26 protein-coding genes are annotated in these 25,509 nt (G+C 69.4%); 12 read left to right on the forward strand and 14 right to left on the reverse strand.

The features are described from left to right. Positions 1-43: 43 nt before the first annotated feature. Positions 44-319, reverse strand: a complete 276-nt coding sequence (locus ACFXB5_RS01770) for a hypothetical protein (protein WP_211836097.1) — start codon at positions 317-319, stop codon at positions 44-46. Between the two features lie 27 nt (positions 320-346). On the opposite strand from ACFXB5_RS01770, the gene ACFXB5_RS01775 reads away from it, so the two are divergent. The 4 genes from ACFXB5_RS01775 to ACFXB5_RS01790 all read left to right on the forward strand — a co-directional run bounded on the left by ACFXB5_RS01775 (position 347) and on the right by ACFXB5_RS01790 (position 3,440). Continuing rightward, positions 347-874, forward strand: coding sequence for a hypothetical protein (locus ACFXB5_RS01775; RefSeq protein WP_385201406.1), 528 nt, complete (start codon positions 347-349; stop codon positions 872-874). Between the two features lie 20 nt (positions 875-894). Beyond that, a complete protein-coding gene (locus ACFXB5_RS01780; RefSeq protein ID WP_211834033.1) occupies positions 895-1,263 on the forward strand; it encodes a transposase family protein in 369 nt (122 codons plus the stop codon). Positions 1,264-1,347: 84 nt separating this feature from the next. Further along, entirely contained in the window at positions 1,348-2,040 is a 693-nt protein-coding gene (locus tag ACFXB5_RS01785; protein WP_037952766.1) for a response regulator transcription factor, read from the forward strand. After that, the gene (locus ACFXB5_RS01790; protein ID WP_385201408.1) at positions 2,037-3,440 is read left to right on the forward strand and encodes an ATP-binding protein; all 1,404 of its coding nucleotides are present in this window, start codon (positions 2,037-2,039) and stop codon (positions 3,438-3,440) included. The genes ACFXB5_RS01785 and ACFXB5_RS01790 overlap by 4 nt, the downstream gene beginning before the upstream one ends. 593 nt (positions 3,441-4,033) lie before the next feature. Here ACFXB5_RS01790 and ACFXB5_RS01795 read toward each other — a convergent pair. The 11 genes from ACFXB5_RS01795 to ACFXB5_RS01845 all read right to left on the reverse strand — a co-directional run bounded on the left by ACFXB5_RS01795 (position 4,034) and on the right by ACFXB5_RS01845 (position 15,422). Then, the gene (locus ACFXB5_RS01795) at positions 4,034-6,184 is read right to left on the reverse strand and encodes an MMPL family transporter (protein WP_385201410.1); all 2,151 of its coding nucleotides are present in this window, start codon (positions 6,182-6,184) and stop codon (positions 4,034-4,036) included. An 86-nt stretch (positions 6,185-6,270) separates the two neighbouring features. Continuing rightward, entirely contained in the window at positions 6,271-6,483 is a 213-nt protein-coding gene (locus ACFXB5_RS01800) for a hypothetical protein (RefSeq protein WP_385201586.1), read from the reverse strand. An 864-nt stretch (positions 6,484-7,347) separates the two neighbouring features. Next, a complete protein-coding gene (hydA, locus tag ACFXB5_RS01805; RefSeq protein ID WP_385201412.1) occupies positions 7,348-8,760 on the reverse strand; it encodes a dihydropyrimidinase in 1,413 nt (470 codons plus the stop codon). A gap of 28 nt (positions 8,761-8,788) precedes the next feature. After that, the gene (locus ACFXB5_RS01810; RefSeq protein ID WP_385201414.1) at positions 8,789-9,169 is read right to left on the reverse strand and encodes a gamma-glutamylcyclotransferase; all 381 of its coding nucleotides are present in this window, start codon (positions 9,167-9,169) and stop codon (positions 8,789-8,791) included. A 13-nt stretch (positions 9,170-9,182) separates the two neighbouring features. Continuing rightward, positions 9,183-10,352, reverse strand: a complete 1,170-nt coding sequence (locus ACFXB5_RS01815; RefSeq protein WP_385201416.1) for an NAD(P)/FAD-dependent oxidoreductase — start codon at positions 10,350-10,352, stop codon at positions 9,183-9,185. After that, a complete protein-coding gene (locus ACFXB5_RS01820; protein ID WP_385201418.1) occupies positions 10,349-11,743 on the reverse strand; it encodes an FAD-dependent oxidoreductase in 1,395 nt (464 codons plus the stop codon). The genes ACFXB5_RS01815 and ACFXB5_RS01820 overlap by 4 nt, the downstream gene beginning before the upstream one ends. Then, on the reverse strand, positions 11,736-12,029 hold the full coding sequence (locus tag ACFXB5_RS01825) for a (2Fe-2S)-binding protein (protein WP_385201420.1): 294 nt from the start codon (positions 12,027-12,029) through the stop codon (positions 11,736-11,738). The genes ACFXB5_RS01820 and ACFXB5_RS01825 overlap by 8 nt, the downstream gene beginning before the upstream one ends. 35 nt (positions 12,030-12,064) lie before the next feature. Continuing rightward, on the reverse strand, positions 12,065-12,847 hold the full coding sequence (locus ACFXB5_RS01830; RefSeq protein ID WP_385201422.1) for an amino acid ABC transporter ATP-binding protein: 783 nt from the start codon (positions 12,845-12,847) through the stop codon (positions 12,065-12,067). Continuing rightward, complete coding sequence (locus ACFXB5_RS01835) at positions 12,844-13,572, reverse strand: amino acid ABC transporter permease (RefSeq protein ID WP_385201424.1); 729 nt, start codon at positions 13,570-13,572, stop codon at positions 12,844-12,846. The genes ACFXB5_RS01830 and ACFXB5_RS01835 overlap by 4 nt, the downstream gene beginning before the upstream one ends. Positions 13,573-13,591: 19 nt before the next feature. Beyond that, positions 13,592-14,464: an ABC transporter substrate-binding protein gene (locus ACFXB5_RS01840; RefSeq protein WP_385201426.1), complete on the reverse strand. Its 873-nt coding sequence runs from the start codon at positions 14,462-14,464 to the stop codon at positions 13,592-13,594. Between the two features lie 7 nt (positions 14,465-14,471). After that, entirely contained in the window at positions 14,472-15,422 is a 951-nt protein-coding gene (locus ACFXB5_RS01845) for a dihydrodipicolinate synthase family protein (protein WP_385201428.1), read from the reverse strand. A 238-nt stretch (positions 15,423-15,660) separates the two neighbouring features. On the opposite strand from ACFXB5_RS01845, the gene ACFXB5_RS01850 reads away from it, so the two are divergent. From ACFXB5_RS01850 to ACFXB5_RS01875, 6 genes are all read left to right on the forward strand, one after another. Beyond that, positions 15,661-16,698, forward strand: coding sequence for a LacI family DNA-binding transcriptional regulator (locus tag ACFXB5_RS01850; protein ID WP_385201430.1), 1,038 nt, complete (start codon positions 15,661-15,663; stop codon positions 16,696-16,698). A 670-nt stretch (positions 16,699-17,368) separates the two neighbouring features. Continuing rightward, positions 17,369-17,734, forward strand: coding sequence for a 6-pyruvoyl tetrahydropterin synthase family protein (locus tag ACFXB5_RS01855; RefSeq protein WP_385201432.1), 366 nt, complete (start codon positions 17,369-17,371; stop codon positions 17,732-17,734). Beyond that, complete coding sequence (locus ACFXB5_RS01860; protein ID WP_385201434.1) at positions 17,682-18,503, forward strand: 7-carboxy-7-deazaguanine synthase QueE; 822 nt, start codon at positions 17,682-17,684, stop codon at positions 18,501-18,503. Before ACFXB5_RS01855 ends, ACFXB5_RS01860 begins: the two co-directional genes overlap by 53 nt. 8 nt (positions 18,504-18,511) lie before the next feature. Next, the gene (gene folE / locus ACFXB5_RS01865) at positions 18,512-19,105 is read left to right on the forward strand and encodes a GTP cyclohydrolase I (protein ID WP_385201588.1); all 594 of its coding nucleotides are present in this window, start codon (positions 18,512-18,514) and stop codon (positions 19,103-19,105) included. Beyond that, complete coding sequence (locus tag ACFXB5_RS01870) at positions 19,102-19,713, forward strand: glycosyltransferase (RefSeq protein WP_385201436.1); 612 nt, start codon at positions 19,102-19,104, stop codon at positions 19,711-19,713. The genes folE and ACFXB5_RS01870 overlap by 4 nt, the downstream gene beginning before the upstream one ends. Next, positions 19,713-20,726 carry a glycosyltransferase family 4 protein gene (locus tag ACFXB5_RS01875; protein WP_385201438.1) on the forward strand — a complete coding sequence of 338 codons (1,014 nt, stop codon included), beginning with the start codon at positions 19,713-19,715 and terminating at the stop codon, positions 20,724-20,726. Before ACFXB5_RS01870 ends, ACFXB5_RS01875 begins: the two co-directional genes overlap by 1 nt. A gap of 17 nt (positions 20,727-20,743) precedes the next feature. On the opposite strand, the gene ACFXB5_RS01880 is transcribed toward ACFXB5_RS01875, so the two are convergent. Beyond that, positions 20,744-21,997, reverse strand: a complete 1,254-nt coding sequence (locus ACFXB5_RS01880; RefSeq protein WP_385201440.1) for a glycosyltransferase — start codon at positions 21,995-21,997, stop codon at positions 20,744-20,746. A 2-nt stretch (positions 21,998-21,999) separates the two neighbouring features. Then, positions 22,000-23,166, reverse strand: coding sequence for a glycosyltransferase (locus ACFXB5_RS01885; RefSeq protein WP_385201442.1), 1,167 nt, complete (start codon positions 23,164-23,166; stop codon positions 22,000-22,002). A 500-nt stretch (positions 23,167-23,666) separates the two neighbouring features. On the opposite strand from ACFXB5_RS01885, the gene ACFXB5_RS01890 reads away from it, so the two are divergent. Beyond that, positions 23,667-24,296, forward strand: coding sequence for a class I SAM-dependent methyltransferase (locus ACFXB5_RS01890; protein ID WP_385201443.1), 630 nt, complete (start codon positions 23,667-23,669; stop codon positions 24,294-24,296). Positions 24,297-24,410: 114 nt separating this feature from the next. Next, the gene (locus tag ACFXB5_RS01895) at positions 24,411-25,394 is read left to right on the forward strand and encodes a class I SAM-dependent methyltransferase (RefSeq protein ID WP_385201445.1); all 984 of its coding nucleotides are present in this window, start codon (positions 24,411-24,413) and stop codon (positions 25,392-25,394) included. Positions 25,395-25,509: the final 115 nt, after the last annotated feature.

Consider the following 25,509-nt stretch of genomic DNA (forward strand, 5'->3'; position numbering starts at 1 on the left):
CGACCGCCCGCGTCCCCCAACCGAGTGCCCGGGCGGCCGGGAACTACTGGTCGGCGAACAGCGGAGCGGCGGCGCGCCAGTCGGAGAGACGCCGCTCGTAGACCCCGCTGATGAACTCCACCCCGCCGGTGCCGAAGATGATCCGCGCCGGTGGCTCGGCCGCGTCGACCACCCGGAGCAGAGCCTGGGCGGCGACCTTCGGGTCTTCCGCCGGGCGGTCCGCGTGGCCGGCGGCCTGCTCGCGCAGCGGGTCGTAGGCCGACGGCCCACTGACGCTCCCTGACCGACCTGCCCGAAAGGGCCCGAGACCTGTGGACAAAGTGGAAGAGCTGGGCAGACAGTGAGGATGTCAGTGGCCTTCCTCCGCTCCTTCACCCACGGTCACGCCCTCCAACTGCACGCGGTGCACCGTAGGTTCCTCGGCGCACTGGCCACGCACACCCCGCTGCTGCCCGGCACCAGCGAGAAGGCGTTCATCGACGTCGGCTCCACCCACAAACGCGTCTACGGCCGCACCAAGCAGGGCGCCGAGTACGGCCGGTTCAAGGGCATCCGCACCCCGCACCCCCTGCTCGCCACGATCTGCACCCCCACCTCCCGGCCGCTGATCGCCACCGTGCGGATGCGCCGCGGCAAAGCAGCCTACTCCCGGGGCGCCCCGAAATTCGTCAGCGAGGCCCTGGCCACCGCCCACGAGGCCGGCTGCACCGGCCTGCGCATCCTGTGCGCCGACTCCCAGTTCTGCAACGCCGGTGTCATCGCCGCCTGCCGCCGGGCCGGCGCCCACTTCTCGATCACCTGCGGCATGAACCCCTCCGTCAAACGCGCCAGGCGCCGACGAAGACATCACAACAACTCACGCCGTATTCCCTGAAGGACCCGGAGCTGACCGGCATGACCCGCCCGCAACTCAGCGACCTCATCGACACACTGACTCCCTCGATGGAACTTCAACGCGAGCACGTGCTGCGCGCGCGCCGCGGTCGCGAACGCCTGGTGGCCCCCGGCACAGGTGCCAAAGCCAAACTCACCCCAGCCGAGCGAGTCCTGGTCACCGTGCTCCACCTGCGCAAGATCGCCCCCATGGACCTCCTCGCCCAACTCTTCGGCGTCACCGCCCCAACCATCAGCCGCGCGAGCCAGGAAGTCCGCCCCCTCCTGGAAGCGCACGACCACCCCATCAGCGCCTCCACCGCTCGCTTTCGCACACCATCCGACATCGCGACGTTCCTTAACCACAGCAAGATCAAGAAAGCATGTTAAAGATCTGCATGCCCTTAATCCTGGTCTCAGGTTGATCGGGGACGATGAGCGGCAAAAGCATCGACTGGAAGGGGGCGGGCCGGCGTGCGGATCATGATCGCGGATGATGAAGCGGCCATCCGTGAGTCGCTGGAGCGGGTGCTCCAGGTCGAGGGTTACGACACCAGCACCGTCGCCAACGGTTTCGCCGTGCTCGACGGGGTCGTTGGGGCCGACGGTGACACGCTGGATCTGCTGATCCTCGACGTGATGATGCCCCGCCTCGGCGGATTGGAGACCTGCCGGCGGTTGCGGGCCGCGGGTCGGGATCTGCCGGTGCTGATGCTGACCGCCCGTGACCAGGTCTCCGACCGGGTCACCGGGCTGGACGCCGGCGCCGACGACTACCTGCCCAAGCCGTTCGCCACCGAGGAGTTGCTGGCCCGGGTACGGGCCCTGCTGCGCCGGCGCACGCCGACCGACGAGGAGTCGCAGATCCTGTCGTTCGCCGACGTCCGGCTCGATCCCGACAGGTTCGAGGCGTGGCGGGGCGGGCGGCCGCTGCGCCTGACCCGTACCGAGTTCTCTCTCCTGAAGGTCCTCATGAGCAACGCGACCCGGGTCTTGACCCGCGACGCGCTGTTCGAGGCGATCTGGGGCTTCGACATGAGCGCCACCGCCAACAACCTCCAGGTGTACGTGAGCTACCTGCGCCGCAAGATGGAGGCCGAGGGTGAGCCGCGATTGATCTACACGCTGCGCGGCCTGGGATACGTGCTGCGGGAGACTCCCCCGTGAGCAGGCACGCCGGCCGGGAACCGCGCCGGCTGACCCGATGGTGGCGCCGGCGGTCCCTGCGGACCAGGCTGACGGTGATCGCGGCGACGGCCATCGCGCTCAGCGTGTTCGTGGCCTTCCAGGTGGCCAGCCAACTACTGGGCTGGGAGCTGCAGGACAGCGCCAAGAATCAGCTGCGCGCCGACTCCCGCATCCTGGCGACGAACGCGGAGCGCGCCGGTCTGGCGCAGCTCCAGCTACCGCCGTATCCCGGATCCGGTCGGCTGGTGCGGGTCATCCTGCCCGACGGCAAGACCCGGACGCCGGCCGGCCAACCCGCGCTGCCCCCCGTCAGCGAGCACGCCGAGCGCGTGGCGCAGGGCGCGTCGGCCGACCTGATGGAGTCGAGGGACAGCGACGAGGACGGCTACGTCATCTACACACTGCGGGCGGGCGACGGCGCGGTCCAGGTGGCCCACGTCGCCGACGACAGCCCGATCAACCAGTTCGGGTTCGGCATGCTGCTGATCGGGCTGCTCTGCGTGGTCGGTGGCGCCCTTGTCGGGCGGACCGTGGCGCGGACCGGGCTGGCACCGATCGACCGGCTGACCGCCGCAGCGGTACGTGTCGCGCACACCCGGGATCTCGACGCCGGCATCCCGGATGAGGGCGGTGGGGAGATCCGGCGGCTGATCCAGTCGATCAACGACATGCTCGCCGCGCTCCGGGACTCCCGGCGGGCCCAGCGGCTGCTCGCCGAGGACGCCGCCCACGAGCTCAAGACCCCGCTCACCAGCCTGCGCCTCAACGTCGAGCTGCTGATCCGGCTCGATCGGCGCGGCACCCTGGACAGCGCACTGCCGGCGGAGAGCCGGACCCGGCTGCTCAACGATCTCGGCGCCCAGGTGACCGAGTTGAGCACCCTTGCCGCCGAGCTGACCGACCTGGCGCGCGGTGACGTCAGCGACGAGAGCACCGAGTTGCTCGACCTCGCCGACGTGGTGGTGGCCGCCGCGACCCGGGCGCGTTCCCACGTGCCCGACATCGAGGTCGCGCTCGACGTGACCTCCGTGTGGGTGAGCGGGCGTCCCGCTGCGCTCCAGCGGGCGGTGCTCAACCTCATCGACAACGCCGGCAAGTGGTCCCCCGCGGACCAGCCGGTCCAGGTCCGGCTCCGTGCCGAGGGCGCGTCGGCGGTGCTCGAGGTCGACGACGCCGGGCCGGGCATCGACGCCGTCGACGTACCGCGGGTGTTCGACCGGTTCTACCGTGCCGACAGCGCCCGGGCGTTGCCGGGATCCGGTCTGGGGCTGTCGATCGTGCAGCGGGTCGTCGACGCCCACGGCGGCCGGGCCACCGTCGCCCGCTCCGCACGCGGTGGCGCGCTGCTTCGGGTCGACCTTCCGGCCGCGGTGCGCTGACCCGCCCCGGCGGCGCGGCGCAGGACCAAAGGGCGGCGGCCGTCGGGCAATGGCCCCGCGCGGCCCACCACCGGGCAGGACACGGTGTGCCGACCTCAGCCCCGGCCGCACGGCGCGGGACAAGCGGCCCACCACCGGGCAGGACACGGTGCGCCGACCCCAGCCCCGGCCGCACGGCACAGGACAAGCGGCCCACCACCGGGCAGGACACCGCGATGCGCCGACCCCGGCCCCGGCGCGTGGCGCAGGACCAAAGGGCGGCGGCCGTCGGGCAATGGCCCCGCGCGGCCCACCACCGGGCAGGACACGGTGTGCCGACCTCAGCCCTGGCCGCACGGCGCAGGACCAAAGGGCGGCGGCCGTCGGACCATGGCCCGCGCGGCCCACCACCGGGCAGGACACCGCGATGCGCCGACCCCAGCCCCGGCCGCACGGCGCGGGACAAGTGGCCCACCACGGGGCAGGACACCACGGTGCGCCGACCCCGGCCCCGGCGCGTGGCGCAGGACCAAAGGGCGGCGGCCGTCGGGCCCATGAAAAAAATCCGGGACGGGCCTGGGTCCCCGTCCCGGATCTCGTCCGTGCCGCCGCGCTCACCGTTGCAGCGCGGGCTCCTCGTCATCACCGAGCGACTGTTGACCGTCCGGCAGCTCCGCCGCTGGACGGGACAGCCGGCTCGGCCACCAGATCCGCCGGCCGATCAGCAGGGTGAGGGCGGGCACCAGGACCGACCGCACCAGCAGGGCGTCGAGCAGCACGCCGAAGGCGACCAGGAACCCGACCTCGATCAGCATCACCAGCGGAAGTGTGGCGAGGACCGCGAACGTGGCCGCCAGGACCAGGCCTGCCGAGGTGATGACGCCACCGGTGGCCGAGAGAGCTTTGAGCATGCCCTCTCTGGTGCCGAGACGCACGGTCTCCTCCCGGGCCCGGCTGGCCAGGAAGATGTTGTAGTCGACGCCGAGCGCCACCAGGAACAGGAATGCCATCACCGGCGCCGAAGAGTCGATACCCTTGAACCCGAGGATCGTGTCGAAGACGAACACGCTGCCGCCGAAGGCCGCGGCGAATGAGACGATCACGGTGGCCATCAGGACCAGCGGGGCCACGATCGCGCGCAGCAGCAGCCCGAGGACGATCAGGACGACGGCGAGCACCAGCGGGATCACCAGCTTCTCGTCGCGGCTGGTGGTCACCTCGGTGTCGAGGTTCTCCGCACTCGGCCCGCCGACGATCGCCTCCGCCCCGCTCACCGCGTGCACGGCGGTGCGCACCCGCTTGATCGTGTCGTACTCTGCGACGGTGTCCGGCGCGTCCGTCGGGAACACGGAGATGTTGGCCCAGCCACGGCTGGTCTGCTCCGGGATGGCCAGGGCCACACCGCGAGTGTCCTTGACGATGTCGAGCACCTGCTCCTGGTGCGCCGGCCGCGTGAAGATCGTCATCGGCTGGCCGCCGAGCTCCGGGAAGTGCTGGCGGAGAACGGTGAAGCCGGTGACCGACTCCGGCGCGGACTGGAACTGGTCCTGCTCCCGCAGGGCGCCGGTGTTGCCCGCCAGCCCGATGGCGAGCACGCCGAGGACTCCGAGCGAGCCGAGTGCCGCCACCCACCGGCGGCGGCTGATGGCGGTGCCGAGCCGTCCCCACAGCCCCGGCTTCTCCTCCACGGCCGTGCTGAACCGCGGGATGGCCGGCCAGAAGATCCGCCTGCCGAGCACCACGAGCACCGCCGGGAACAGCGTCAGCATGGCCACCAGCGCGCACAGGATGCCGGCCGCACCGATCGGGCCCAACCCGCTGGTGCTGTTCAGGTCCGCGACGAGCAGGCAGAGCAGGCCGGCGACCACGGTGGCCGCGGACGCGACGATGGCCGGCGCCGCGCTGCGTAGCGCGTGGACCATCGCGACCCGGACGTTCTCATGGTGGTGCAGTGCCTCCCGATATCGAGCGATGAGCAACAGCGCGTAGTCCGTGCCGACGCCGAATACCAGGATCGTCAGCAGCGCCGAGTTCTGGTCGTTGACCACGATGCCGAAGCCCTTGACGAGGAGGTAGACGGTCCCCATCGAGGTCAGTGCGGCCGCGCCAACGGCCGCCAGCGGGATGATCCACAACACCGGGCTGCGGTAGGTGAGGATGAGCAGGAGCGTGACGACGACGATGGTGGTGAGGAGGACCTGCACGTCGATGCCGTCGAAGACGGCGTCCATGTCGCCGTCGATCGCGCCCGGGCCGGTCACGTCGAGTTCCAGGCCGGCGGGGCGGTCCTTCGTGGCATCACGCAACGGGCCGACGAGGGCCTCCGGTTCGCCGTAGTCCGTGCTCACCTCGAGGGAGAACATCATCGCCTTGCCGTCGGTGGAGCGTTTCGTCGGTGAGCCCTCGTCGTCCTCGCCGGCCGCCGCCGTCGCCTTCGGCGGGTACCGCTTGGCAAGGGTGTTGTAGTGGCGCTCGACCGTCGCGCGGTCGGCGTCGGTCATGCCGCCGGCGCGGTGGTACACGAAGACGAACGTGTTGCTGTCACCGTCGGGGAGACTGTCCTCCAGCACCGCCACCTTGGTGGACTCGGCACTGGCCGGCAGGGTGTCCACGGCGCTGTCGGTGGTGACCGAGCTCAACTTTCCACTCAGCGGCACCATGCCCGCCGCCAGCACCAACCACAAGCCAATCACCAACCACGGCACCCACCGGCCTGCCAACCGACCGGCCGGCGCTTCCCCGGACGGCGCTGCGTTGACTGCCATCACTAGCCTCCTACATACGGGTTACATCGCTTATCTGGATGCCTACTTCGTACCGAGCGAACCTGAGACGACGGTTAATACGGTGCTCAGGCCGGTTGGCCGAACCAGCCCAGCGCACGCACCAGCGTGGTGGCGTCGAGGTCCTGCCCGGTGGGCAAGGCCCGGGCGAGACAGCCGTCGGGCCGGATGAGCAACGCGTCGACGTCCACCCGGTCCGTGCGGGCGGTGACGGTGTTGACCCGTCCGGTCCACGCGGCCGCGTCGTCGCGGACCTCCGCGCGGTCGACGAGGTCGAGCAGGAGCCCACGACCCTTTACGCAGCAGGTCCGCCGACCGGGTCACGGCGGTGACGACGTCCGGGCCGGGCCGCTCCAGCGTCAACTTCATGTCCGGGCACAGGGTGCCGACGAGCCGGTGGTCGTCGCCCAGGTCGTACCGGACGTCCATGTCGGCGAGCATGTCGGCGAGCATGTCGGCGACGTACCGGTGGGCGTCGTCGAGGTCCATCAGGTCGGAGAACATCTCCCACAGCGCCCTCGTCTGCGGGTCGGGTCGCATCAGGGCGATCTGGGCCCGGGTGTTCTGCAGCAGGCGCGCCGCGACCGGATGCCGTTCGGTGGTGTACGTGTCGAGGATGTCCTCGCCGACCCAGCCGCGTACCGCCACGGAGGGCGCGGCCGCTGTCCCCCGGGAGCTGGACCGAGGAGACGGTCCTTCCAGGGCCTGTCTTTGGTTGTGATCAGCGGGCTTGCAGAAGACCCTGATCCAGGGAGCCGTTGCGCGGAGAGGGAGTCCGGCGAGGCAGCCCTCGGGAGGTTTCCCCGAGCGGGTGGCGATGCCTGGCCACTCCTTCTTCCTGTGGTTGGCGGCTTGGTTCTTCTCCGGGATGGCCGCGTCATGCGGCGTTCGCGCAGGTGGGCTCGGTTGGTGCGGGAGGAGCAGACATTGTCGCCGGCCCCGATGCCACCAGGGCCGGCGACAGCCCCTGGGGTCATCATCAACAGGGCAAAGTGTCCTACCGGGCCCGGGGGCCACGAACCCGAACCGGGCTTACAAGGAAGGTAATGGGCTTGAGGAGGGCTTGGCGGCCCGCTCGATCACAGTTGCGTGATCGTTAGGGTTCTTCTGCCGAGACGTCCACCGCATCAAGGGAATCCGCGGAATCAGCAGACCAGGGACCGGTTCAGCGGGCCTGAGCGCAGATGACGGCCGCGGGGCTCGGCGTCCGTCAGCCGGCCGGCCTCGACGACGGGGCGGCCGCCCACCACGACGGTCTCCGGCCAGCCGGTGACCGTCATGCCCTCGTACGGCGTGTAGTCCGTGGCCATGTGCAGGCCTGCGCTGCGGACGGTCCGGGTGGCTGTGGGGTCCCAGATCGCCAGGTCCGCGTCCGAGCCGGGCGCGATGATTCCCTTGCGGGGGTACAGGCCATTGAGCCTGGCCGGGTTGGCGCACATCAATTCGACGAAGCGGCCCGCCGGCAGACCGCCCTTGAGCACCAGCTCGCTGAAGATCACCGGCATACGGGTCTCCACTCCCGGTAGACCGTTGGGCATCGCCCGTACGTCGTGGCTCACCGATTCCTTCTGGGCCGTGTCATAGCAGCAGTGGTCGCTGCCGACGGTGGCGACCTGACCCATCAGAACCCGCGAGCGCAGCCCGGCGACGGTGTCGGCGGCGCGCAGCGGAGGGCAGCACACGAACCGCTCCGGGTGCGGGCCCGCGTACGCCGTGTCGTCCAGGACCAGATGATGGGCGACGGTCTCGGTGAAGGCGCGCACCCCTCGGCTGCGAGCGCGCGCCACCAGGTCGACGGCCTCGGGCGTGGACTGGTGCACGAAGTACACGGGGGCCGCGACCGATTCGGCGATGGCGAGGATCTCGGCGACGGAGGCGTTCTCGGCCAGTTCCGGCCTGGTACCGGCGTGGTGGCAGGCACTGATCGCGTCGGCCGCTTCGCCGCGTTCCTGCACGTCGGAGATGATGTGGTCGGCCTCGCAGTGGATGACCACCATGCCGCCGAGGTCCCTCAGCGTGGTCATCACGTTGAGGATGGTCTTCTCGTCGGCCATGGTCTCGCCGCGGTAGGTGGTGAACATCTTGACCGTGACGATGCCGTCGGAGGTCAGTGAGCGCAGCTGCTCCGGCACGGTGTCGTCCCACTGGACCACACACGCGTGCAGTGCGCTGTCGCACAACCCCTGCCCCGCCTTGGCGCGTTGGGCCGCCGCGACATCGGCCGGGTTCTGCCCGGGGCGGGGGATCGCGAAGTCGACGATCGTGGTCGTACCGCCGAAGACAGCGGCGGTCGTGGCCTGCCGGTAGTCGTCGAGGGAGGTGAAGTCCCCCGAGGTGAAACCGACATGGCAGTGCGGGTCCACCCCGCCGGGCAGTACGAGGCGTCCGGTGGCGTCTATGTGGGTGATGCCGGGCGGCTCTGCGGAACGGTACGCGCCCGGTTCCACCACCCCCAGGACCTTTCCGCCGCCGACCAGGATGTCCGCGGCGCCCTGCCAGTCGGCGTTGACCACGGTGCCGCCTCGAACGACGAGGTTGACCGGTTCGGAAGGGGACATGGTGAGCCTCCAGTAAGGGGGACGGGGGTCAGAGGGTGGCGAGGTAGGTGTGCCAGCCGCCGTGAGCGGTGATGTCGAGGACACCGGGGGCCGTCAGCGCGGAGGCACGCATGCGCATCGAGAAGGAACCCGATCCGTCCTCCAGGGTGATGACGCCCAGCTCGAGTTCCTGGGGCTCCTCGGGGAGCAGCTGATCGCGCAGCACCTCGTAACTGACCTCGTACACCTCGCCGTTGATCGCCGCGCCGCCCTCCGTGACCGGGTGCAGGCCGGGGAACTCGTCGCGTACGGAGAAGAAGCGGTAGGCGGGCGCCGTGCGGGCGGGGCCGAGCGGGCGGGCGCCTTCCAGCGCGTGGTTGAGACTGCCTCCGGACATCGCCTGGCCGTTGACGAACATCTTCAAGGTCATGAGTGAGTGCCTTTCAGGGCGATACGGGAGTGGTGGCGGCGTTGTACAGCAGGCGGCCGGGGCCCAGGTCGTCCACCGGGTCGGCCGGGGGCTCCCCTGCGATCTGGCGGCACAGCGTGTCGCCCCACACCGGGGCGAGGGTGAACGCGTACGTGCCGCCCGCGACGAAGAACCCGGGGTGCCCGGGGACTTCGCCGATCACCGGCATCTCGTCCGGGGTCGCGGCCAATGGTCCGGCCCACATGCGCAGCAGGCGCAGCCCGCCGAGGAACGGCAGGATCCGCCCGGCCTGGGCGAGGTTGCCGGCCATGCTGACGGGACTGACGGTGCTGCGGCCCGCCATGTCCAGCCCGGCGGCGGGCCAACCGCCGCCGATCAGCAGGTTGCCGGCACTGACCTGCTTGACCGACATGCCCTCGCCGATGTGCTGGACCAGGTGGTGCATCACCGGCGGCACCCGCACGGTCACGTGCATCTGGATCGCGACCGGCGACATGCGGACGTGGATTCCGGCCAGCTCGGAGATCTCGGTGATCCACGGGCCGGCCACGTTGACGACCGAGGGCGCGGTCCAGCTGCGGTCGCCCGATAGCACCTTGTAGCCGTCGCCGACCCTTTGGATGCCGGTCACCGGGGTGAAGGCGTGCAGTTGGGCGCCGAGGCGGCGGGCGGCGGTCAGATAGGCGGGGGTGATCAGGAGCGGGTTGGCATATCCATCGAGCGAGCACCAACTGGCGGCGCGTACGCGGTCCGAGAGCAGGGGCATTTGGCTGCGGGCCTCGTCGCCGGTGAGCACTTCGGTGCGGATGCCCACCCGGTGCTCCCACTCGTGCTTCTCCCTCAACTCCTCTTCCTGTGCGGCGGTTTCGGCGACCATGAAGCCGCCGCCGCGGCGCAGTTCCACGTCCGCGTCGAGACGCTCCTCGATCTGCGACCAGTGTTCGGACGCCCGGCGTTGCAGTGGCAGCAGGCGGGCGCTGTCGACCGGGACCTCTTGGCCGGGGCGACGGGTGTGGATGGCCTGGATGTGGAGGTTGCCCGCGGTGGTGCCGGAGCCTTCCCTGTTGGGGGCGCCGCGATCCAGTACCACGACGCGGTAACCGCGTTCGGCGAGGTGGAAGGCGGTACTGGCGCCGAGGATGCCGGCGCCGATGACGATGACGTCGGGCTGTGCGTCGGTCACTGGTCCGTCACCTCCGGCCCTTCGACCGTGGTGGCCATGGGCAGCGGTCGCAGCGGCATACGGGCCGCGAAGCACTCCGCTGCCCGGTCCGGCCCGGAGCCCCGCGCGGCCAGCGCCGCGACGATGTGGCCGCATTCGCGGCCCTGGCAGGGGCCCATCCCGGCGCGGGTGGCGGCCTTGGCGCCATGCAGGTCGTTCCAGCCCGTCGCGACGGCTCGTCGGATCTCGCCGGCGGTGACCCCCTCGCAGCGGCAGACCTGGGTGGCGTCGGAGATGTCCGCCATGGCGTCGGCGGGCAGGGGGTAGAGGCGGTCGGCCAGCGCAGCGAAGCGATCCAGGGCCCGGGCCCGGCGGCGGAGGCCGGCCACCCGCACGTTCGCGTGTCCGGGTGCCAGACGGCGCAGGATCGCATGGGCGGCGAGCTGTCCTCGTACGCCTGCCGCATGCACGCCCGCGATGCCGGCGCAGTCCCCGGCGACGTACAGCCCGTCCACCGAGGTCGCGCCGTCCGCGTCCACGACCGGGAGCCGCTCCGTGCCCGCCGGGTCGGGCTCGGTACGGCAGCCCAGCAGTCGGGGGAGTTCGGTGCTGGGGCGGAAGCCGAAGCCCACGCACAGCGCGTCGGTCTCGACCCGGCGGACGCCGCCGTCCGCGCTGCCGATGTCCACGGCGGTGACCTGGGTGTCGCCGTACGCCGCCAGTACGCGGGAGCCCTGCTCGACGCGGACGCCGTGGCGCGCGAGGGTCAGCAGGTAGCGGGCGGCCTCCGCGAGCCGCGCAGGCTGCCGCAGGGCGCCGCCGATCACAGCGCCCCGAGGGCGGTACGGGTGGTTCAGCTCGAGCAGCGCCTCGATCCTGGCGCCCGCCTCCAGCAGGGCGCAGGCGACCGGGAGAAGAAACGGCCCCGTCCCGGCGAGCACCACCCGTCGGCCCACGGGGACCCGGTCCATGGTGGCCAGATGCAGGGCGAACCCGGGGGTGACCACACCCGGCAGCGTCCACCCGGGGAAGGGCAGGGTGCGTTCGTACGCGCCGGTGGCGGCGAGCGTGGCACGGGCGCGCACCCGTCCCAGGGCGCCGGTGCGCACGTCGCAGGTGAACAGGGTGCGGCCGGCGTCCTCGGCGCCCCAGACCAGGGTGCCGGTACGACAGACGACCCCGGTGGCCCGTACCTGGCGGATCAGTTCGGTGCCGCGTGGGCGGAAGTCACCGAAGGTGGCGGCGAGTTGCTCGGCTCGGCGCTTATAGTACTGGCCGCCGAGGGTGTCGGACTCGTCGAGCAGGACCACGCGCAGTCCGCCCCGGGCGAGGACCAGCGCCGCGTGCAGTCCGGCGGGGCCGCCGCCGACCACCGCGACGTCCGTCTCCGGCTCCTCCGGGTGGTCAGCCATGCGCGGCCGTCGGCACGGGCTCGGTGTGGGTACGGATGTCGGTGCCGTCAGCGACATGCGCGGTGCAACTGCGGGAGCCGGGGCGGCCGTCGATCGTCACCTCGCACTCCAGACAGACACCCATTCCGCAGAACGGGCCGCGCAACTGACCGTTGACCGGGTTGCGGCGCAGCGGCCAGATGCCGGCCGCGACCAGGACCGCGGTCACGGACTGGCCCGCCCATGCCTGGCTGGGGGTGCCGTCGATGGTCACGGTGACCGTCTCCGGCAGGGGGCTGGTGCTCATGGCTGTGCTCACAGGGCTCCAGGGGGGTGGGGGGTTCACAGGATCCGCTCCAGGAACTGGCGGGTGCGTTCGTGTTCCGGCGCGGAGAAGAACAGGTCCGGGGACTTGTCCTCCACCACCAGGCCGTCGGCGATGAACACCACCCGGTCGGCCGCCGCGCGGGCGAAGCCCATCTCATGACTGACGACGATCATGGTCATGCCCTCCTCGCGGAGCCGGACCATGACGTCGAGCACCTCGCCGACCATCTCCGGGTCGAGCGCCGACGTGGGTTCGTCGAAGAGCAGCAGTTCGGGGCGCATCGCCAGGGCGCGGGCGATGGCCACCCGCTGCTGCTGGCCGCCGGAGAGCTGGGCGGGGTAGGAGCCGGTCTTGTCGGCGAGGCCCACCATGGCCAGCAACTCGCGGGCGGCGGCGCGGGCTTCGGTCTTGGGGACGTCGTTCACGTGAACGGGGCCGGATGCCACGTTGTCCAGGGCGGTCATGTTCGGGAACAGGTTGAACTGCTGGAACACCATGCCGGTGCGTCGCCGCTGGACGGCGATCCGGCGCGCCCGGAGGGGGACCTGGCGTCCGGCCCGGTCGCCGTAGCCGATGCGTTCGCCGCAGATGCTGACGGTGCCCGAGTCGGGGGTCTCCAGGTGATTGAGGGTGCGCAGGAACGTGCTCTTGCCGCCGCCCGACGGACCCAGGATGAGGACGACCTCGCCCTGCCGGACCGTCAGGTCGATGCCCTTGAGGACCTCTACTCCGCCGTACGACTTGCGGACCTGGCGTGCTTCGACGACCACGGGAGCGCCTGTCTTCTCGACGGTCATCGGGTCTCCAATTCGAGTGCTGGTACGGCGGCGCTCTTGACGCGGCGGCTACGGCTCGGCCCGGTCTGGTGGCCGCGGCCGACCCGGACCTCCAGCCACCTCTGGACCAGTCCCCACAGGGTGGTCATCGCCAGGTAGTACAGGGCCGCCGCGGTGAGGCCCTCCAGGACGCGGAAGTTGGTCTGGACGGCGAACTGGGTGCGGCGCAAAAGTTCTTCGGCGGAGATCACCGAGACGAGCGTGGTCGTCTTGAGCAGGCCGTTGAAGCTGTTGCCGAGCGGCGGGACCATCACCCGCAGGGCCTGCGGCATGACCACCACCCGGAACACCTTCCAGGGCGGCATGCCCAGCGCGCGGGCCGCCTCGGACTGGCCGCGCGGGACCGAGAGGACCCCGGCGCGGACGATCTCCGAGAGGTATGCCGCCTCGTTGAGGACCAGGCCGGTCAGCGCCGCGCTGATCACGCCGAGGCGCAGGCCCACCTGGGGCAACCCCGTGTAAATGATGACCAGTTGGACCAGCAGTGGGGTGCCGCGCATCAGCCACACGTAGAAGCCGGTGACGATCCGGATCGGCGCGATTCGGGACGCTCTGCCGAGCGCCACGAGCACGGCGAGCGGAAGGGCGAGCGCCATGCTGACCGTGGTCAACCAGATCGTCGTCCAAGCTCCCTGAATGACCTGAGGATTGCTGAGGAAGGAAAAGAAGGCATCCCAGGACCACATGGCTCTCGCCCTTCGCTGGTTACTTCGCGCTGATCGCGCCGGTGGTCACCTTGAGGTCGCCGGTGTAGGCCGTGACGCCGTATTTCTTGAACAACGTGGCCAAGTAGCCGTTGTCGCGCAGGGTGTTGAGCGCACCCGCGACCGCGTCGGCGGGCTTCTGCTTGCCGAAGCCGAGGGCGAGCGGCGCGGGGTTCATGCCCTTCACCGCCGTCTCGAAGCGGCCGTCCTTCTGGTAGTAGCTGGTGACCGACTCGACGATGGCCACGCCTTCGACCTGGCCCGCGGACAGTGCCTGGTAGGCGTCGGCGGTGGTGGTGAAGGTGCGGATGGTGACCTGCGACTTCCCGGCGGTCTTCAGTTTCTTGTTGAGCGCGGTGAGGGTGTCGAACTCGTAGCCCGGGGCCTCCACGGCGATGGCCTTGCCGGACAGGTCGTCCTCGGAGGTGATCTTCTTCGGGTTGCCCTTGGCGACAGAGATGGAGACGCCCTGGATCTCGTACGGGACGAGCGTGACGGTCTCGGCCCGCTCCGGTGTGTAGAACATGCCGGTGTCGATCATGTCCCAGCGTCCGGACTGCACGCCGGGGATCTGCGCGTCGAAGGGGATGTTGACGAACTTCGGGGTGAGACAGAGGAGTTTGGCTATCTCGTTGCCAAGGTCCACCCGCATGCCGACGATCTTGTTGGAGGCGTCCAGGTACTGCATGGGCGGCAGGGTCGCGTTGGTCGAAATCGTCAACGTGCCCGCCTTGACCAGGTCCGACTTGCCCACCTTGGGCGTGCAGCCGGTCGGGGCCGCGGCGGCGGACGACGAGGACGAGTCCTCGCTGCCGCAGGCCGCCACGGTCAGCAGCAGGGCGGCGGAGGAGGCCGCGATGAGAAGTCTGCGCACGGTCGGTTCACCTTTTTCCGGTGCTGGTGGAACAGGGATGCAGCCCGGCCTCGTCGAGCGCCGCGGACAGTCTGAGCAGCGCGGAAGGGTCCTCCAGGGGGAGCAGCGGGGGGCGTACGTGCCCCCCGGGCTGCCCGAGCAGCCGCATGGCGGCTTTGAGCTGCGAGGTGGGTGAGGCGAACCGCGAGCTGTAGTCGTCGTTGACGAGCAGGTTCACAAGCCGTTCGTAGCGTGCGGACCATTCCCGGGCCTGGTCGAGGTCACCGGCCCAGTAGGCCTCGTAGAAGGGGACGGCGAAGAGGGCGCCGAGGCCGCCGCCGTCGATGTTTCCGGCGCCGCCGAACTCGGCCATGACGGCCATGCCCCGGCGGTGGATGAAGCGGCCGAAGACCTGGACCTTCCCGGCCAGGGCGGCGCAGGTGTCCGCGACCTTCAGCTCGTCGCCGGAGCTGTCCTTGACGGCCACCACGGTGTCGAGATCGGCCAGCTTGGCCAGGGTGTCGACCGTGATGTCGACGGCGGTGCCGCGCGGCCAGTTGTAGACCATGAGCGGCAGGTCGACCGCCCGGGCGAGGGCGGCGTAGAAAGCGTGGATCTCGTCCTGACTCGGATGGACGTAGGGCGGCGGGGTGGTGAGGATGCCGTCCGCGCCGATCGAGCGGGCGTGCTCGCCGTATTGCGCCGACTCGTCCGCGGTGTACGCGCCGCAGCCGATCACCACCGGTATCTGTCCGGAGAGTTCGGTGACCGCAATCTCGGCCACCCGGCGGCGCTCGTCGGGGGTCTGCGAGAACCACTCGCCGGTCGTGCCGTTCACCAGCACCCCGTGTACGCCGTGTTCCGCGTACAACCGCAGCAGTTCGCGCCAGGCGCTCTCGTCGAGCGAGCCGTCGGCGGCGAACGGCGTGGGTGCTGCCGGCCAGTAGCCGCGCCAGGAGACGGCACCCGTGGGGGTCATGGTGAGCTCCAATCGAGTATCTGTCCCTTTATGACGCCTTCAGGACGCCACCTTGTGGGATCGATTGCAGAGAACCGTCGCAGCCGCTCCGTGCGAGGTCAACCTCGGATTGGCCTGAAATTGTCGGAGAAACGTAATTTTTACGCCACTGACTTCAAGGTGTCTGACATGATGGCGCCCATCGACTCGGGGGTGTGAAGAGTCGTATGGGATCGATTTCATGATCGGAGGTGGACCGGTGGCGGTCACCTTGGACCAGGTGGCGGACGCGGCGGGGGTCTCCAAGAGCACGGCCTCGCGAGTGCTGAGCGGCTCCAGCCTGGTCAGCGACCGGACGAAGCGCGCGGTGCAGTCAGCGGCGGAACGCCTCGGCTACCGCCCGAACCGGATCGCCAGCGGACTGCGTACGCGGCGCAGCAACCTCATAGGGCTAGTGATCACCAACCTGGTGAACGCCTCCTTCCACACCATCACCGGGGTGCTCCAGCAGCGGCTGGACGAGTGCGGCTACCAGGTGCTGCTGTGTGTCACCGACTCCGACCCGGTGCGCGAACGCCGTTACCTGGACATGCTGTTGGACCACCGCGTCGACGGCCTGATCATCGTGGGCACCGGTGACAACACCGCGACGGTCCGGCAGGTGAGCGCGGCCGGCATCCCCGTGGTCAACCTGATGCGCACACCTGACGGCGCTCCCGGTGACTCCGTGATGGCCGGTGACCGGGAAGGCGCCGAACTGGCCGCCCAGCACCTGCTCGGCCTCGGACACCGGCGCATCGCCTTTATCGGCGGCCCGCCGGGCGTCGACTCCGGACGCGACCGTTACGTGGGATTCGCCGCCGCCCTGACCGCCGTCGGACTCGAACCCGAACCCACGCTCTGCGCGCGTGGCCCGTACACCGTGCCGTTCGGCGCGGAGGCGGTCATGCGGGTGATGGCCGCGGACGACCCCCCCACCGCGTTGTACAGCGCCAACCACGAAGCGACGTTCGGGGCGCTCGGAGCCCTGGTGCAGCTCGGCGTCCGGGTGCCGGAGCAGCTCTCTCTCGTGTGCCACGAGGAGGCGCCCTGGTTTCCGTACTGGCACCCGCCGATCACTGTCGTCGACAACGGCGCCCGCGACCTCGGCGAACTCGCCGCGGAGCAACTCCTGCGCCGCATTGACAGCCGCCCCGACAACGGCGACCCCGGCCCGGAGGGCGTCGGCCGGCTCATCCGCGTCGGCTCCCGACTGGTGGTACGCAGCTCGACCACGGCCCCGCGTCGGCCGGGGTGATGGCCGGTTCCTCGGTCAGCCGACCTGTTGGCTCTTGCGGTCTTGCCCGGCGTTGTGCCGTACTCGCGCTCGGACGCGCTGGCACAACCTGCTCGCCAGGGGTGTGTCCCGTTTGATCACGTGATGCGGAGGGTGGCGAGGGTCCGAGTACGAGAACCGCGGCCGGCGCTACTTCGTGCTGCTTGGTAGGACCGGACCTTTTTGCCTCGCGAGGGATTCGGGACGGATTCGGGACGGATTCGGGACGCAAGGATAGGAACAGACTGACGAGGGCCGAGAAGCACCGACACGATTCCCCTGCCTGACCAGCACGGCGGCAGACATTGCGCAGGTCAGCGCGGTGCGATAGGTCATCCCGTTACGCGAGGGGCGGCTCGTCTGCCTGGCTCGACGGTGGTCCACGACCTGGGACACCGTTCGACGTGCAGATCGGCAACGTGGACCGGTCGTGCCGCAACCCGAACCTGCTGTACTCGCCCGGCAAGCCGTACCTGATTGGCCACGGCGCCGCCCCGACCTGCGACTACAGCTGGGCATCGCATAGGCCAGGGTCTTAAGCAACCACCGGTAGTCGGACCGACAACCTTCGGCGTCCGATTAGGTCACCTTCGGTGTGTGCCGTGATGTGCGGGTGTCTCCAAGTCGACACGATGGCCCCAGGAGGTCGGACATGGTGTATCGGATCAGCAAGGAATTCCACTTCTCAGCCAGCCACCGGCTCGATGGCTTGCCCCCGGAGCACCAGTGCGTGCGCCTGCACGGCCACAACTACGTTGTCGAACTGGAGCTGTCGGCCGCGGCGGACGGCCTGGACGGAGTCGGCTTCGTCCGGGACTACGGCGACCTCGCCCCGTTCCGCCAATGGCTGGACGACAAGGTCGACCACCGGCACCTCAACGATCTGCTTGTCGACCGCAGTCCCTCGGCCGAGAACCTGGCGCGGTGGATGTACGAGCAGTGGCAGCAGCACTTCCCGGAGCTCAGTGCGGTGCGCGTCAGAGAAACCGCCAAGGCCTGGGCGGAGTACCGACCGTGACGCGGGCTCGCACGGCCGGTGCGAGGGGCGGAGGAGGTGGTGCCGTGGTGGAACCGAAGCTCGTGGTCAACGAGATCTTCGGCCCCACTTGAGGACCATACAAGGAGAAGGGCCTTCTGCCGGACGGCGTTGCGCGTTCGTCCGGCTCGGTGGCTGTAATCTGTCCTGCCGCTGGTGCGACACCCCCTACACCTGGGACTGGACCGGCGTCGGCGACACCGGGGTAGCGCACAGCCCCCGGACGGAGCTGCACCCGATGGCCTGGCGCGAGGTGCTTGAGGAGCTCAGCGGATACGCGGTGCCGCTGGTCGTCGTCTCCGGCGGCGAGCCGCTCAGCCAGCAGGACCGCCTGCTGCCGCTGCTGCGCGCACTCACGGCCACCGGCCACTCGGTCGAGGTCGAGACCAACGGGACCATCGAGCCGCTGTCCGAGTTGGCGGCTCTCGGCGTGCGGTTCAACGTCTCGCCGAAGCTGGCACACTCGGGTGACCCGGCGGCACGCCGACTCGTCCCACGGGCCCTGACCGCGCTCGCCGCGGTGCCGGGGACGGCCTTCAAGTTCGTCTGCCGGAGCCCAGAAGATCTTGCCGAGGTGGCGGACGTCGTCGAGCGCCACGGCACCACGCCGGTGTGGGTCATGCCCGAGGGGCGGACGCCGGACGAGCTGAGCCTGCGGCTGGCCGCACTCGGCGACGCGGTGATCGCCCGGGGATGGAACCTCACTACCAGACTGCACGTCGCCGTGTGGGGCGACAGAAGGGGGAAGTAGGCGTGACAATGAGCGTGGGACAGCCGGACCTCGCGGCCGAGAGCAGCGACCCGCTGGAGGACATAGCCCGCCGACTGCTCATCGAGATCGGCGAGGACCCCGACCGGGACGGGCTGAAACAGACCCCGGCCCGGTTCGCCCGCTGGTGGCGGGAGTTCTCCGACTACGACGCGGGTGAGGTCAACACCCTCTTTCCGCTGGTGACCCAGCAGGGGCAGACCGTCACCGTTTCAGACGTCCACCTGTGGTCGTTGTGCGAGCACCACTTACTGCCGTTTTCGTGCACCGTCACCATCGCCTACCGGCCCATCGGCGACGTGTTGGGCCTGTCGAAGTTCGCTCGGATCGCCCACCGGTACGCCCACCGGCTCCAGATCCAGGAGCGGCTGGTGCAGGACATCGCCGCGGAGGTCTCCACGGTCAGCGGGTCGCCCGACGTGGCGGTCATCGCGCAGGGCGAGCACCTGTGCATGAGCATGCGCGGCATCCGCACCCCGGCCCTGATGACCTCCTCGGTGTTCAACGGGGTCTTCGATGATGACGGACCGGCCCGCCAGGAGCTCATCGCCACCGTCTTCCCCAGCCTGTCGAGGCAGCGATGACGACCACGGACGCCCCGCTGACCATCGCCTTCGTCCTGCTCACCCATTCCCCGGACGAACCCGCCGGTATCGAACGGGCCGTGGACTCACTCGCCAACGGTCTGCGTGAACTGGGCCACCGCACCCTGATCGTGGCCGTCGGCCCGCCCTGCCGGAACGACCCTCCTGACCTGGTACGCCTGAACTCCGTGTCGCTGCCCCGCCCGATGCTGGTCGACGAGATGCTGACCCCGTTGCCCGACCCGGCTCCCGTCCGGGAGGAGGGACGGCGGGTGCTGTCCCTCGCGGATGCCGCCGTCGCCGTCGTTCCCTCGACCGGCCCGGAGAGCTTCGGCAACGTCGCCGCCGAGGCCCTGTCAGTGGGTACCCCGGTGATCAGCTACGGCCTGGGCTACCTGGCAACTCTCACCGGCAAGGCGGGTCGCACGGGGGATCTGGACGACGGGCCGGAGCGGTTGTGGTGGGCGTTGGCACAACTGCTCGACGACCGCGCGGCATACCACGCTGCCTCACAACAGGGACCTCAGCAGGTCGCCGCCCACACGCCGGCCGCGGTAGCTCGGGAGTTCCTGCACGCCACGATGGCCGGCGCCCCGGAGGTGTCCTGATGGGTGCAACGGCCGCATCGCTCAAGATCGTCGTGCGGGTCCACGCGTTTCCGCCGGAGCACAACGCGGGCGGCGAGCAGATGCTCGTCAACATGCTGCGGCCCCTGGTCGAGCGCGGTCACGACGTCAGCGTGTGGCTGTCGCGCCACAGCGACGCCACGGAGGTGTACGAGTACCGGGGCATCCGGGTCGTGCCCTCGCAGGCGCGGCTGGACTTCCCATCCGCGCTCCGCCGGGCCGACGTGGTGCTCTCGCACTTCGAGTGCGTGCCGGCCACGGCCTCGCTGGCCCGCAGCTACGGCACACCACTGGTGGTGGTGTGCCACAACACGCACCGGTCAACGTTCCGGGAGATCGCCGTCGGTGGTACCGCGCTGGCCGTCTACAACTCGGAGTGGATGCGGGTGGAGGCGGAACTGTTCTTCGCCGAATACCCCGCGTCGGTCCGACCGGGCTCCGAACTGGTGGTGCGTCCACCGGTGTTCGCGGCCGAGTACGCGGTGACCGTGCCCGGCGACCGGATCACCCTGGTCAACTGCAACCCGGACAAGGGCGGCCACATACTGGAGCAGCTGGCCCGGCGCATGCCGGACACCAAGTTCCTGGCCGTGGCCGGCGCCTACGGGTGGCAGATCCTGCCCGAGCTGCCGAACGTGGATATCCTCGAACACGTCCGTGGCGAGGAGATGCGGGAAAAGGTCTACGCCCGCACTCGGGTGCTGCTCATGCCCAGTTCCTACGAGTCGTGGGGGCTCACCGCGGTGGAGGCCTTCGCCTCCGGCCTGCCGGTGGTGGCCCACCCCACGCCGGGGCTGTGCGAAGCCCTCGGCGAAGGCGGGATCTTCGTGGACCGCAACGACCTCGCCGGCTACGAAGCGGTGCTGCGGAAACTCGACACCGACGCGGAGTACCAGCAGGCGGCCGAGCGGGCCAAGGCCCGGTCCGCGGAACTGGACCCGACGGCCGACCTGGCCGCCTGGTGCGCTGCCGTGGAGTCCCTGGCTCGGCGGTAGACGACTACTGCCTTCCTTCAGCCGTTGGCCGGTGGGGCGTGGACGTGCCGGCCGATGCGATGGGCCTCCCCGAGGATCCAGGCTCCCCAGCGGTCCCAGACGCCGGAGAGCCGGGAGGTGATGAGGACGTGGTCCACGGACTGGTCCGCGAGCGGAGTGCGGATGCCCAGTCCGTGGCGCACCACTCCGCCGGGATGGCGGGAACCCGCGACGGTCTCGTCGAAGTCGAACAGCTCCGCCCTGGGCAGTCCTTCGGGGAAGGAGGAACCACACCCGAACACCGCGACACGGGTGCCCGCGGGAAGGGATCGGAGCGCTGCCAGTTCCGATGCGGCATCCCTTCCGCGCGCATCCTCGGCGGCGCGCAGAACGAGAAGGTACTCGTCCTCCAGGTTCCAGTCGTGGCTGATCTCGAAGTGACCGCTCGGCTTGGCGAACCACGCCCACAGCAACTCGGTCACCGGCTCCGGATGCTTCCGGGCCATCATGAGCACGTTGTCGGAGCCACTGGTCAGATCGTCCCCGACAGATCTCTCATGCGGGGTGTCGAGCGCCCACGCGTCCCTGCTGACGGTGAAGGCCGTGCCGCCGCGGTGAAGTCGATAGCCAAGGTCCGTGTCCTCACCGCCCCAGCTGCGGAAGTCTTCGTCGAAACCACCGACCGCCCAGAAGTTCGCCGCCTGCACAGAGCAGTTGCCGGACCAGAACCACTGCCACGGGACCAAGGTGGCGCCCAGGTCGAAGTCGAATCGCTCGAATGCCAGGTGGCGGACGTCCTGGAAGCCCGGCAGATGACCGTAGCGACGGACGGTCTCCTCGGGGGTCGGAGCCGGCGAGCCGGTGCCGAATCCCGGCACTTGATCGGCGTCGGGACGATAGCCGTACGTGTAGCCGGCCACGGCCAGGGTCTGCCCGGTCGGTGCGGCGGCGTGGGCGGCGAGGTGGGCGCGGACGAAGCGGGGCCCGGGCCGGATGCCGGAGTCCAGGAAGACGAGCACCGGCCCCGAGGCCAATCGTGCCCCCGCGTTGCGAGCGGCGGCGGCCCGGAAGCCCCGATCCTCCTGGAACTGGTAGCCGAGGGTGAGTCGATTTCGGAAGTCCTGCACGACCGAGCGGGTTTCGTCGGCCGAGCCGTCGTCGGCGATGATGACTTCAAAGCCGCCTTCGTCCGGCGGATGCTGTGCGGCGAGGGCGGTCAGGCTGGCGCGCAGCAGCTCCGCGCGGTTGTAGGTGGGGATAATGACGGATACCCGTACTCCGCGTGGTGGCATCGCTACCACCCATCCGTAGTCACGGAGCCGTTGGTGATGCGCAGGAAGCGCTCGGCGACCGCGGTGGACGAATGGTCGGCGACTTGGTGGAGGGCTTGGGCCGCCGCCGCGTGGTAGGCGACCGCGTTGTCCAGCAGTTCGGTGGCGGTCCGCCAGAGGTGCGTTCCGCTGCTGGTGAAGTCGACCGCCTCCAGCGTCCTGCCTGTCAGCAGGGGCTGGCGGCGCATCGGGCTGAGCGCATCGAGGGGCACCAGCCGCCCTGCGCCGCCGACCAGCAGCGGAAGGTGGCCGAAGTCATAGCCCACGACGGGGGTGCCCACGGAAAGCGATGCCGCCACGCCGTCATTGAACGTCTCCGGCCTGGTCGACGGCACCAAGGTCACCGCCGCCTCGGCGAGGAAGGGTTGTACTTCCGGCCAGGGAAGACCAGGAAGTACTTCGACGTTCGGAAAGGCGGCCGCACGCCAGCGGACCGCCTTGACCACATCCGCCTGCACCTCGGGGGGCGGTTCGAGGCCGGTCTCCGCGAGAACGAGCTGCACCGGGCGTCCGAAACTCTCGGGAAGCGCGTCGAGCAGTTCCATGGTGCCCTTGGCCGGATCGGCCCTGGTCAGGATCCGCACCGGTCCGATACGGCGCAGGCGCTCGCGTTCCTCCCGGCCCGGGGCCCGGCCGGTACGTGGCAGGGCGTTGGGCAGGGCGTGCCAGCCTGTCGTGTCCATTCCTGCCTGGGCTGCCTCGTCGATCAGGAAGGGGCTGACCGCGAGGACGGCGTCGGGCCGCTGGGCCAGGCTGTGTCGCATGTGGTCGTCCATCCGGAGGTTCCGCACCATCAGCGCGGTACGGACACCGGGCGCCGCCGGGTTGAGAAAGCCGAGCCCTGCCACGGCATCGGCCCAGCAGACCACATCGATGTCATGGACGGTGAGGATCTCCCGCACCTCCCTGCACACTGGCTCCGGATCCTCGAACAGCCGGGGCAGCTCGTCGAAGCGCAGCGATGCGAGCAGAACCAGGTCACGCTCCTCCTCGACGCCGGGCGGCCCACCCGCGATGAGCACGGCCCGATGACCGATCTCGCGCAGGCCATCGGCAAGTACGGCGATGGCTCGCTCGACTCCCGCAGACTCATCACAACCACGGGTCAGGAGGACGAAGGCGATGTTCATCCCGGCTCCCTACTGCCACGAGGCTGCGGGCCGGTGGCTTGGCGCTTCTGCGGCTGGTGGCCGACGATGTCGTTCACGACGAGCTCCGACTGCACGACGGCATCGCCCCCGGCCGCCAGGCACCCGCCGCGGTCGCGGGCCGTACTCCGCCCAGGCCTTCGGCGTGCCTGTGGGCGCGGGCACTCGGATGGTTCTCCAGCAGCCCGTTCAGCCGCTGGCCGGCCGAGAAATCAAATTCCTTGCTGGTTCGATAAGTCATCACGTCTCCTCCTCAGGCCATGATGGAGGAATTCGCTCCGGTGGACATCACGGGTCGGCACCGAGAGACGACGGTCGAGGCACCGAAGCAAAATCGCGGCGAAGTTCGGTGTTGACAGGGGAAACCACGCAACGCGATGCTGGATTCTGCCCGTTTCTATGGTGAGCTTCTCCTGGCGAAAGGTTGCAAGGAAATGTGCGATTCGATGCGGGAGACTTTTGCGCACATTTATGAGAGTAGGATGCTGGCGCTGAGCGAAAGCGGTACCGTCGGGGAGGAGATCGATTCCCGTTCAGGTACAGGGTCGAATTTGACGCAGACCGCCGTGCTGCGCGCCGAACTACCAGCCTTGGTGGCCGATCTCGAAGTCCGCAGCTTTCTCGATGTACCCTGTGGGGACTTATTCTGGATGTCCCGGGTTGACCTCGGTATCGATACCTACATCGGCGCTGACATCGTCCCCGCGGTGATCGACCGGAACCGGGAGCGCTTTGCCCGCTCGAACCGCGAGTTTCAGGGCATTGACCTCACCCGGGATCGACTGCCGCAGGTGGACCTCGTTTTCTCTCGCGACTGCCTCGTGCACTTCGGTGACGAGGACATCCGCCGCGCGCTGGCCAACATCAAGGGTAGCGGTTCGACGTACCTCGCGATGACCACCTTCCCCGATCACCCTGAGAATGGCGCAGACATCGAGACCGGGGCGTGGCGACCGCTCAACTTCCAACTCGCTCCCTTTCTCCTGCCCAAGCCTTTTCGGCTGATCAATGAGCAGTGCACCGAAGTCGATGTGATCACGGAGAACGGTGCGGAGGTCGAACACCGGTACTCCGACAAGTCGATCGGGGTCTGGCGCATCGCCGAGCTATAGCCGGGCAGCGGCTGTGCACCTACGGGGACCGCCGACGCCTCGCCCACGACGGCCGCTTCCGCGTACGACGGCATGACCAGCAGGTCGATGTCCGGCGACCGGACCATCAGAGAGATGCAGAAGGCCATCACGGACGGCGGGATCATCGACGCGCCCGACTGTCGGTACGGAATCAGTCGGTGCGAACCCGCTTGCACGGAATCTACTGAACATGATCACGGAGGTCGAGATTTCATGACAGAAGCATGGCCGGTTCCGGCCGGGCGGCTGACCCTTGCCGAAATTCGTGAACATCCCGCGTTGGGGCCGCTGGACCGGATTCCTGACCGATATCGAGGACCACGTCAGGTAACCGGCGACGGGTGGGTGAACTTCGCCGGTCGGCTGGAGCGTGGCGAGGAAATCGCGCTGGTGCGCAGTCTCACCGCTGTCAACAGCCGTGTCCTGGACGTAGGCGGCGGGAGCGGGGAACTGGCCAGAGCTGTCGCGGAGCAGATCGGGCAGTGCACGGCGGTCGAGCCGCACCGTCAACTGGTCGAGTCTATGCATGAGGAACGGGACGGCACCGGATCAGTCAGCGTCTTCCCTGGCAGCGCCGAACAGCTTCCCTTCTCGAGCGGTTCGTTCGACGCCGTGTACTGCGCTTGGGTGTTGCCCTATGTGAGCGACATCAGGGAAGCCACCGAGGAAATGATCCGGGTCTGTGACCCGGACAACCCTGAGGCGAAGATCGTGCTTATTTCCGGCGGTTCGGGCAATGAACTGCTTTGCCTCCTCAATGAGATCTGCGTGCCGGTCGCCGAGGAACCCTACGATCACCATGGCTATCTGCTGCGGACTGCCGCCCAAGTGCTCGACGAGCATGGGTTCTCGGACTTCTCGCTGTACCGTACCGAGTCATCGATCCGGTTCGACGAAAGAGAGCCGGATGAGCGGGCGGCGACAGCGGCAGCCGTGCTGACCGACTTCTGGTACGAACAGCATCCGAAGGCAGCGGATATACGAGCTGCTCTGGAGCCGGCCCTGTCCCGCCATTTCAGTTGCCGACCGCACGCGATCGGCGACCAGGCAGCGATCCTGGTCGCCCGACCGGCCTGACCCGGATCGGCATCGGCTCGTTCGTGGCAACCATGGATCGGACGAGAATGCCGCCGCGGGGGGCGTCTCGTGACCACGAGGAATCGAATGATGCATGCGCGGATCGGACACCGCG

The sequence above is a fragment of the Streptomyces sp. NPDC059455 genome, assembly GCF_042750115.1.
Classification (GTDB): domain Bacteria; phylum Actinomycetota; class Actinomycetes; order Streptomycetales; family Streptomycetaceae; genus Streptomyces; species Streptomyces endocoffeicus.

Coding starts and splice junctions, on each gene's coding strand:
- ACFXB5_RS01775 (WP_385201406.1), top strand. CDS start 347: ATGTCAGTGGCCTTCCTCCGCTCCTTCACCCACGGTCACGCCCTCCAA.
- ACFXB5_RS01780 (WP_211834033.1), top strand. CDS start 895: ATGACCCGCCCGCAACTCAGCGACCTCATCGACACACTGACTCCCTCG.
- ACFXB5_RS01795 (WP_385201410.1), bottom strand. CDS start 6,184: ATGGCAGTCAACGCAGCGCCGTCCGGGGAAGCGCCGGCCGGTCGGTTG.
- hydA (WP_385201412.1), bottom strand. CDS start 8,760: ATGTCCCCTTCCGAACCGGTCAACCTCGTCGTTCGAGGCGGCACCGTG.
- ACFXB5_RS01810 (WP_385201414.1), bottom strand. CDS start 9,169: ATGACCTTGAAGATGTTCGTCAACGGCCAGGCGATGTCCGGAGGCAGT.
- ACFXB5_RS01820 (WP_385201418.1), bottom strand. CDS start 11,743: ATGGCTGACCACCCGGAGGAGCCGGAGACGGACGTCGCGGTGGTCGGC.
- ACFXB5_RS01825 (WP_385201420.1), bottom strand. CDS start 12,029: ATGAGCACCAGCCCCCTGCCGGAGACGGTCACCGTGACCATCGACGGC.
- ACFXB5_RS01830 (WP_385201422.1), bottom strand. CDS start 12,847: ATGACCGTCGAGAAGACAGGCGCTCCCGTGGTCGTCGAAGCACGCCAG.
- ACFXB5_RS01835 (WP_385201424.1), bottom strand. CDS start 13,572: ATGTGGTCCTGGGATGCCTTCTTTTCCTTCCTCAGCAATCCTCAGGTC.
- ACFXB5_RS01845 (WP_385201428.1), bottom strand. CDS start 15,422: ATGACCCCCACGGGTGCCGTCTCCTGGCGCGGCTACTGGCCGGCAGCA.
- ACFXB5_RS01855 (WP_385201432.1), top strand. CDS start 17,369: ATGGTGTATCGGATCAGCAAGGAATTCCACTTCTCAGCCAGCCACCGG.
- folE (WP_385201588.1), top strand. CDS start 18,512: ATGAGCGTGGGACAGCCGGACCTCGCGGCCGAGAGCAGCGACCCGCTG.
- ACFXB5_RS01870 (WP_385201436.1), top strand. CDS start 19,102: ATGACGACCACGGACGCCCCGCTGACCATCGCCTTCGTCCTGCTCACC.
- ACFXB5_RS01875 (WP_385201438.1), top strand. CDS start 19,713: ATGGGTGCAACGGCCGCATCGCTCAAGATCGTCGTGCGGGTCCACGCG.
- ACFXB5_RS01880 (WP_385201440.1), bottom strand. CDS start 21,997: ATGCCACCACGCGGAGTACGGGTATCCGTCATTATCCCCACCTACAAC.
- ACFXB5_RS01885 (WP_385201442.1), bottom strand. CDS start 23,166: ATGAACATCGCCTTCGTCCTCCTGACCCGTGGTTGTGATGAGTCTGCG.
- ACFXB5_RS01890 (WP_385201443.1), top strand. CDS start 23,667: ATGCTGGCGCTGAGCGAAAGCGGTACCGTCGGGGAGGAGATCGATTCC.
- ACFXB5_RS01895 (WP_385201445.1), top strand. CDS start 24,411: ATGCAGAAGGCCATCACGGACGGCGGGATCATCGACGCGCCCGACTGT.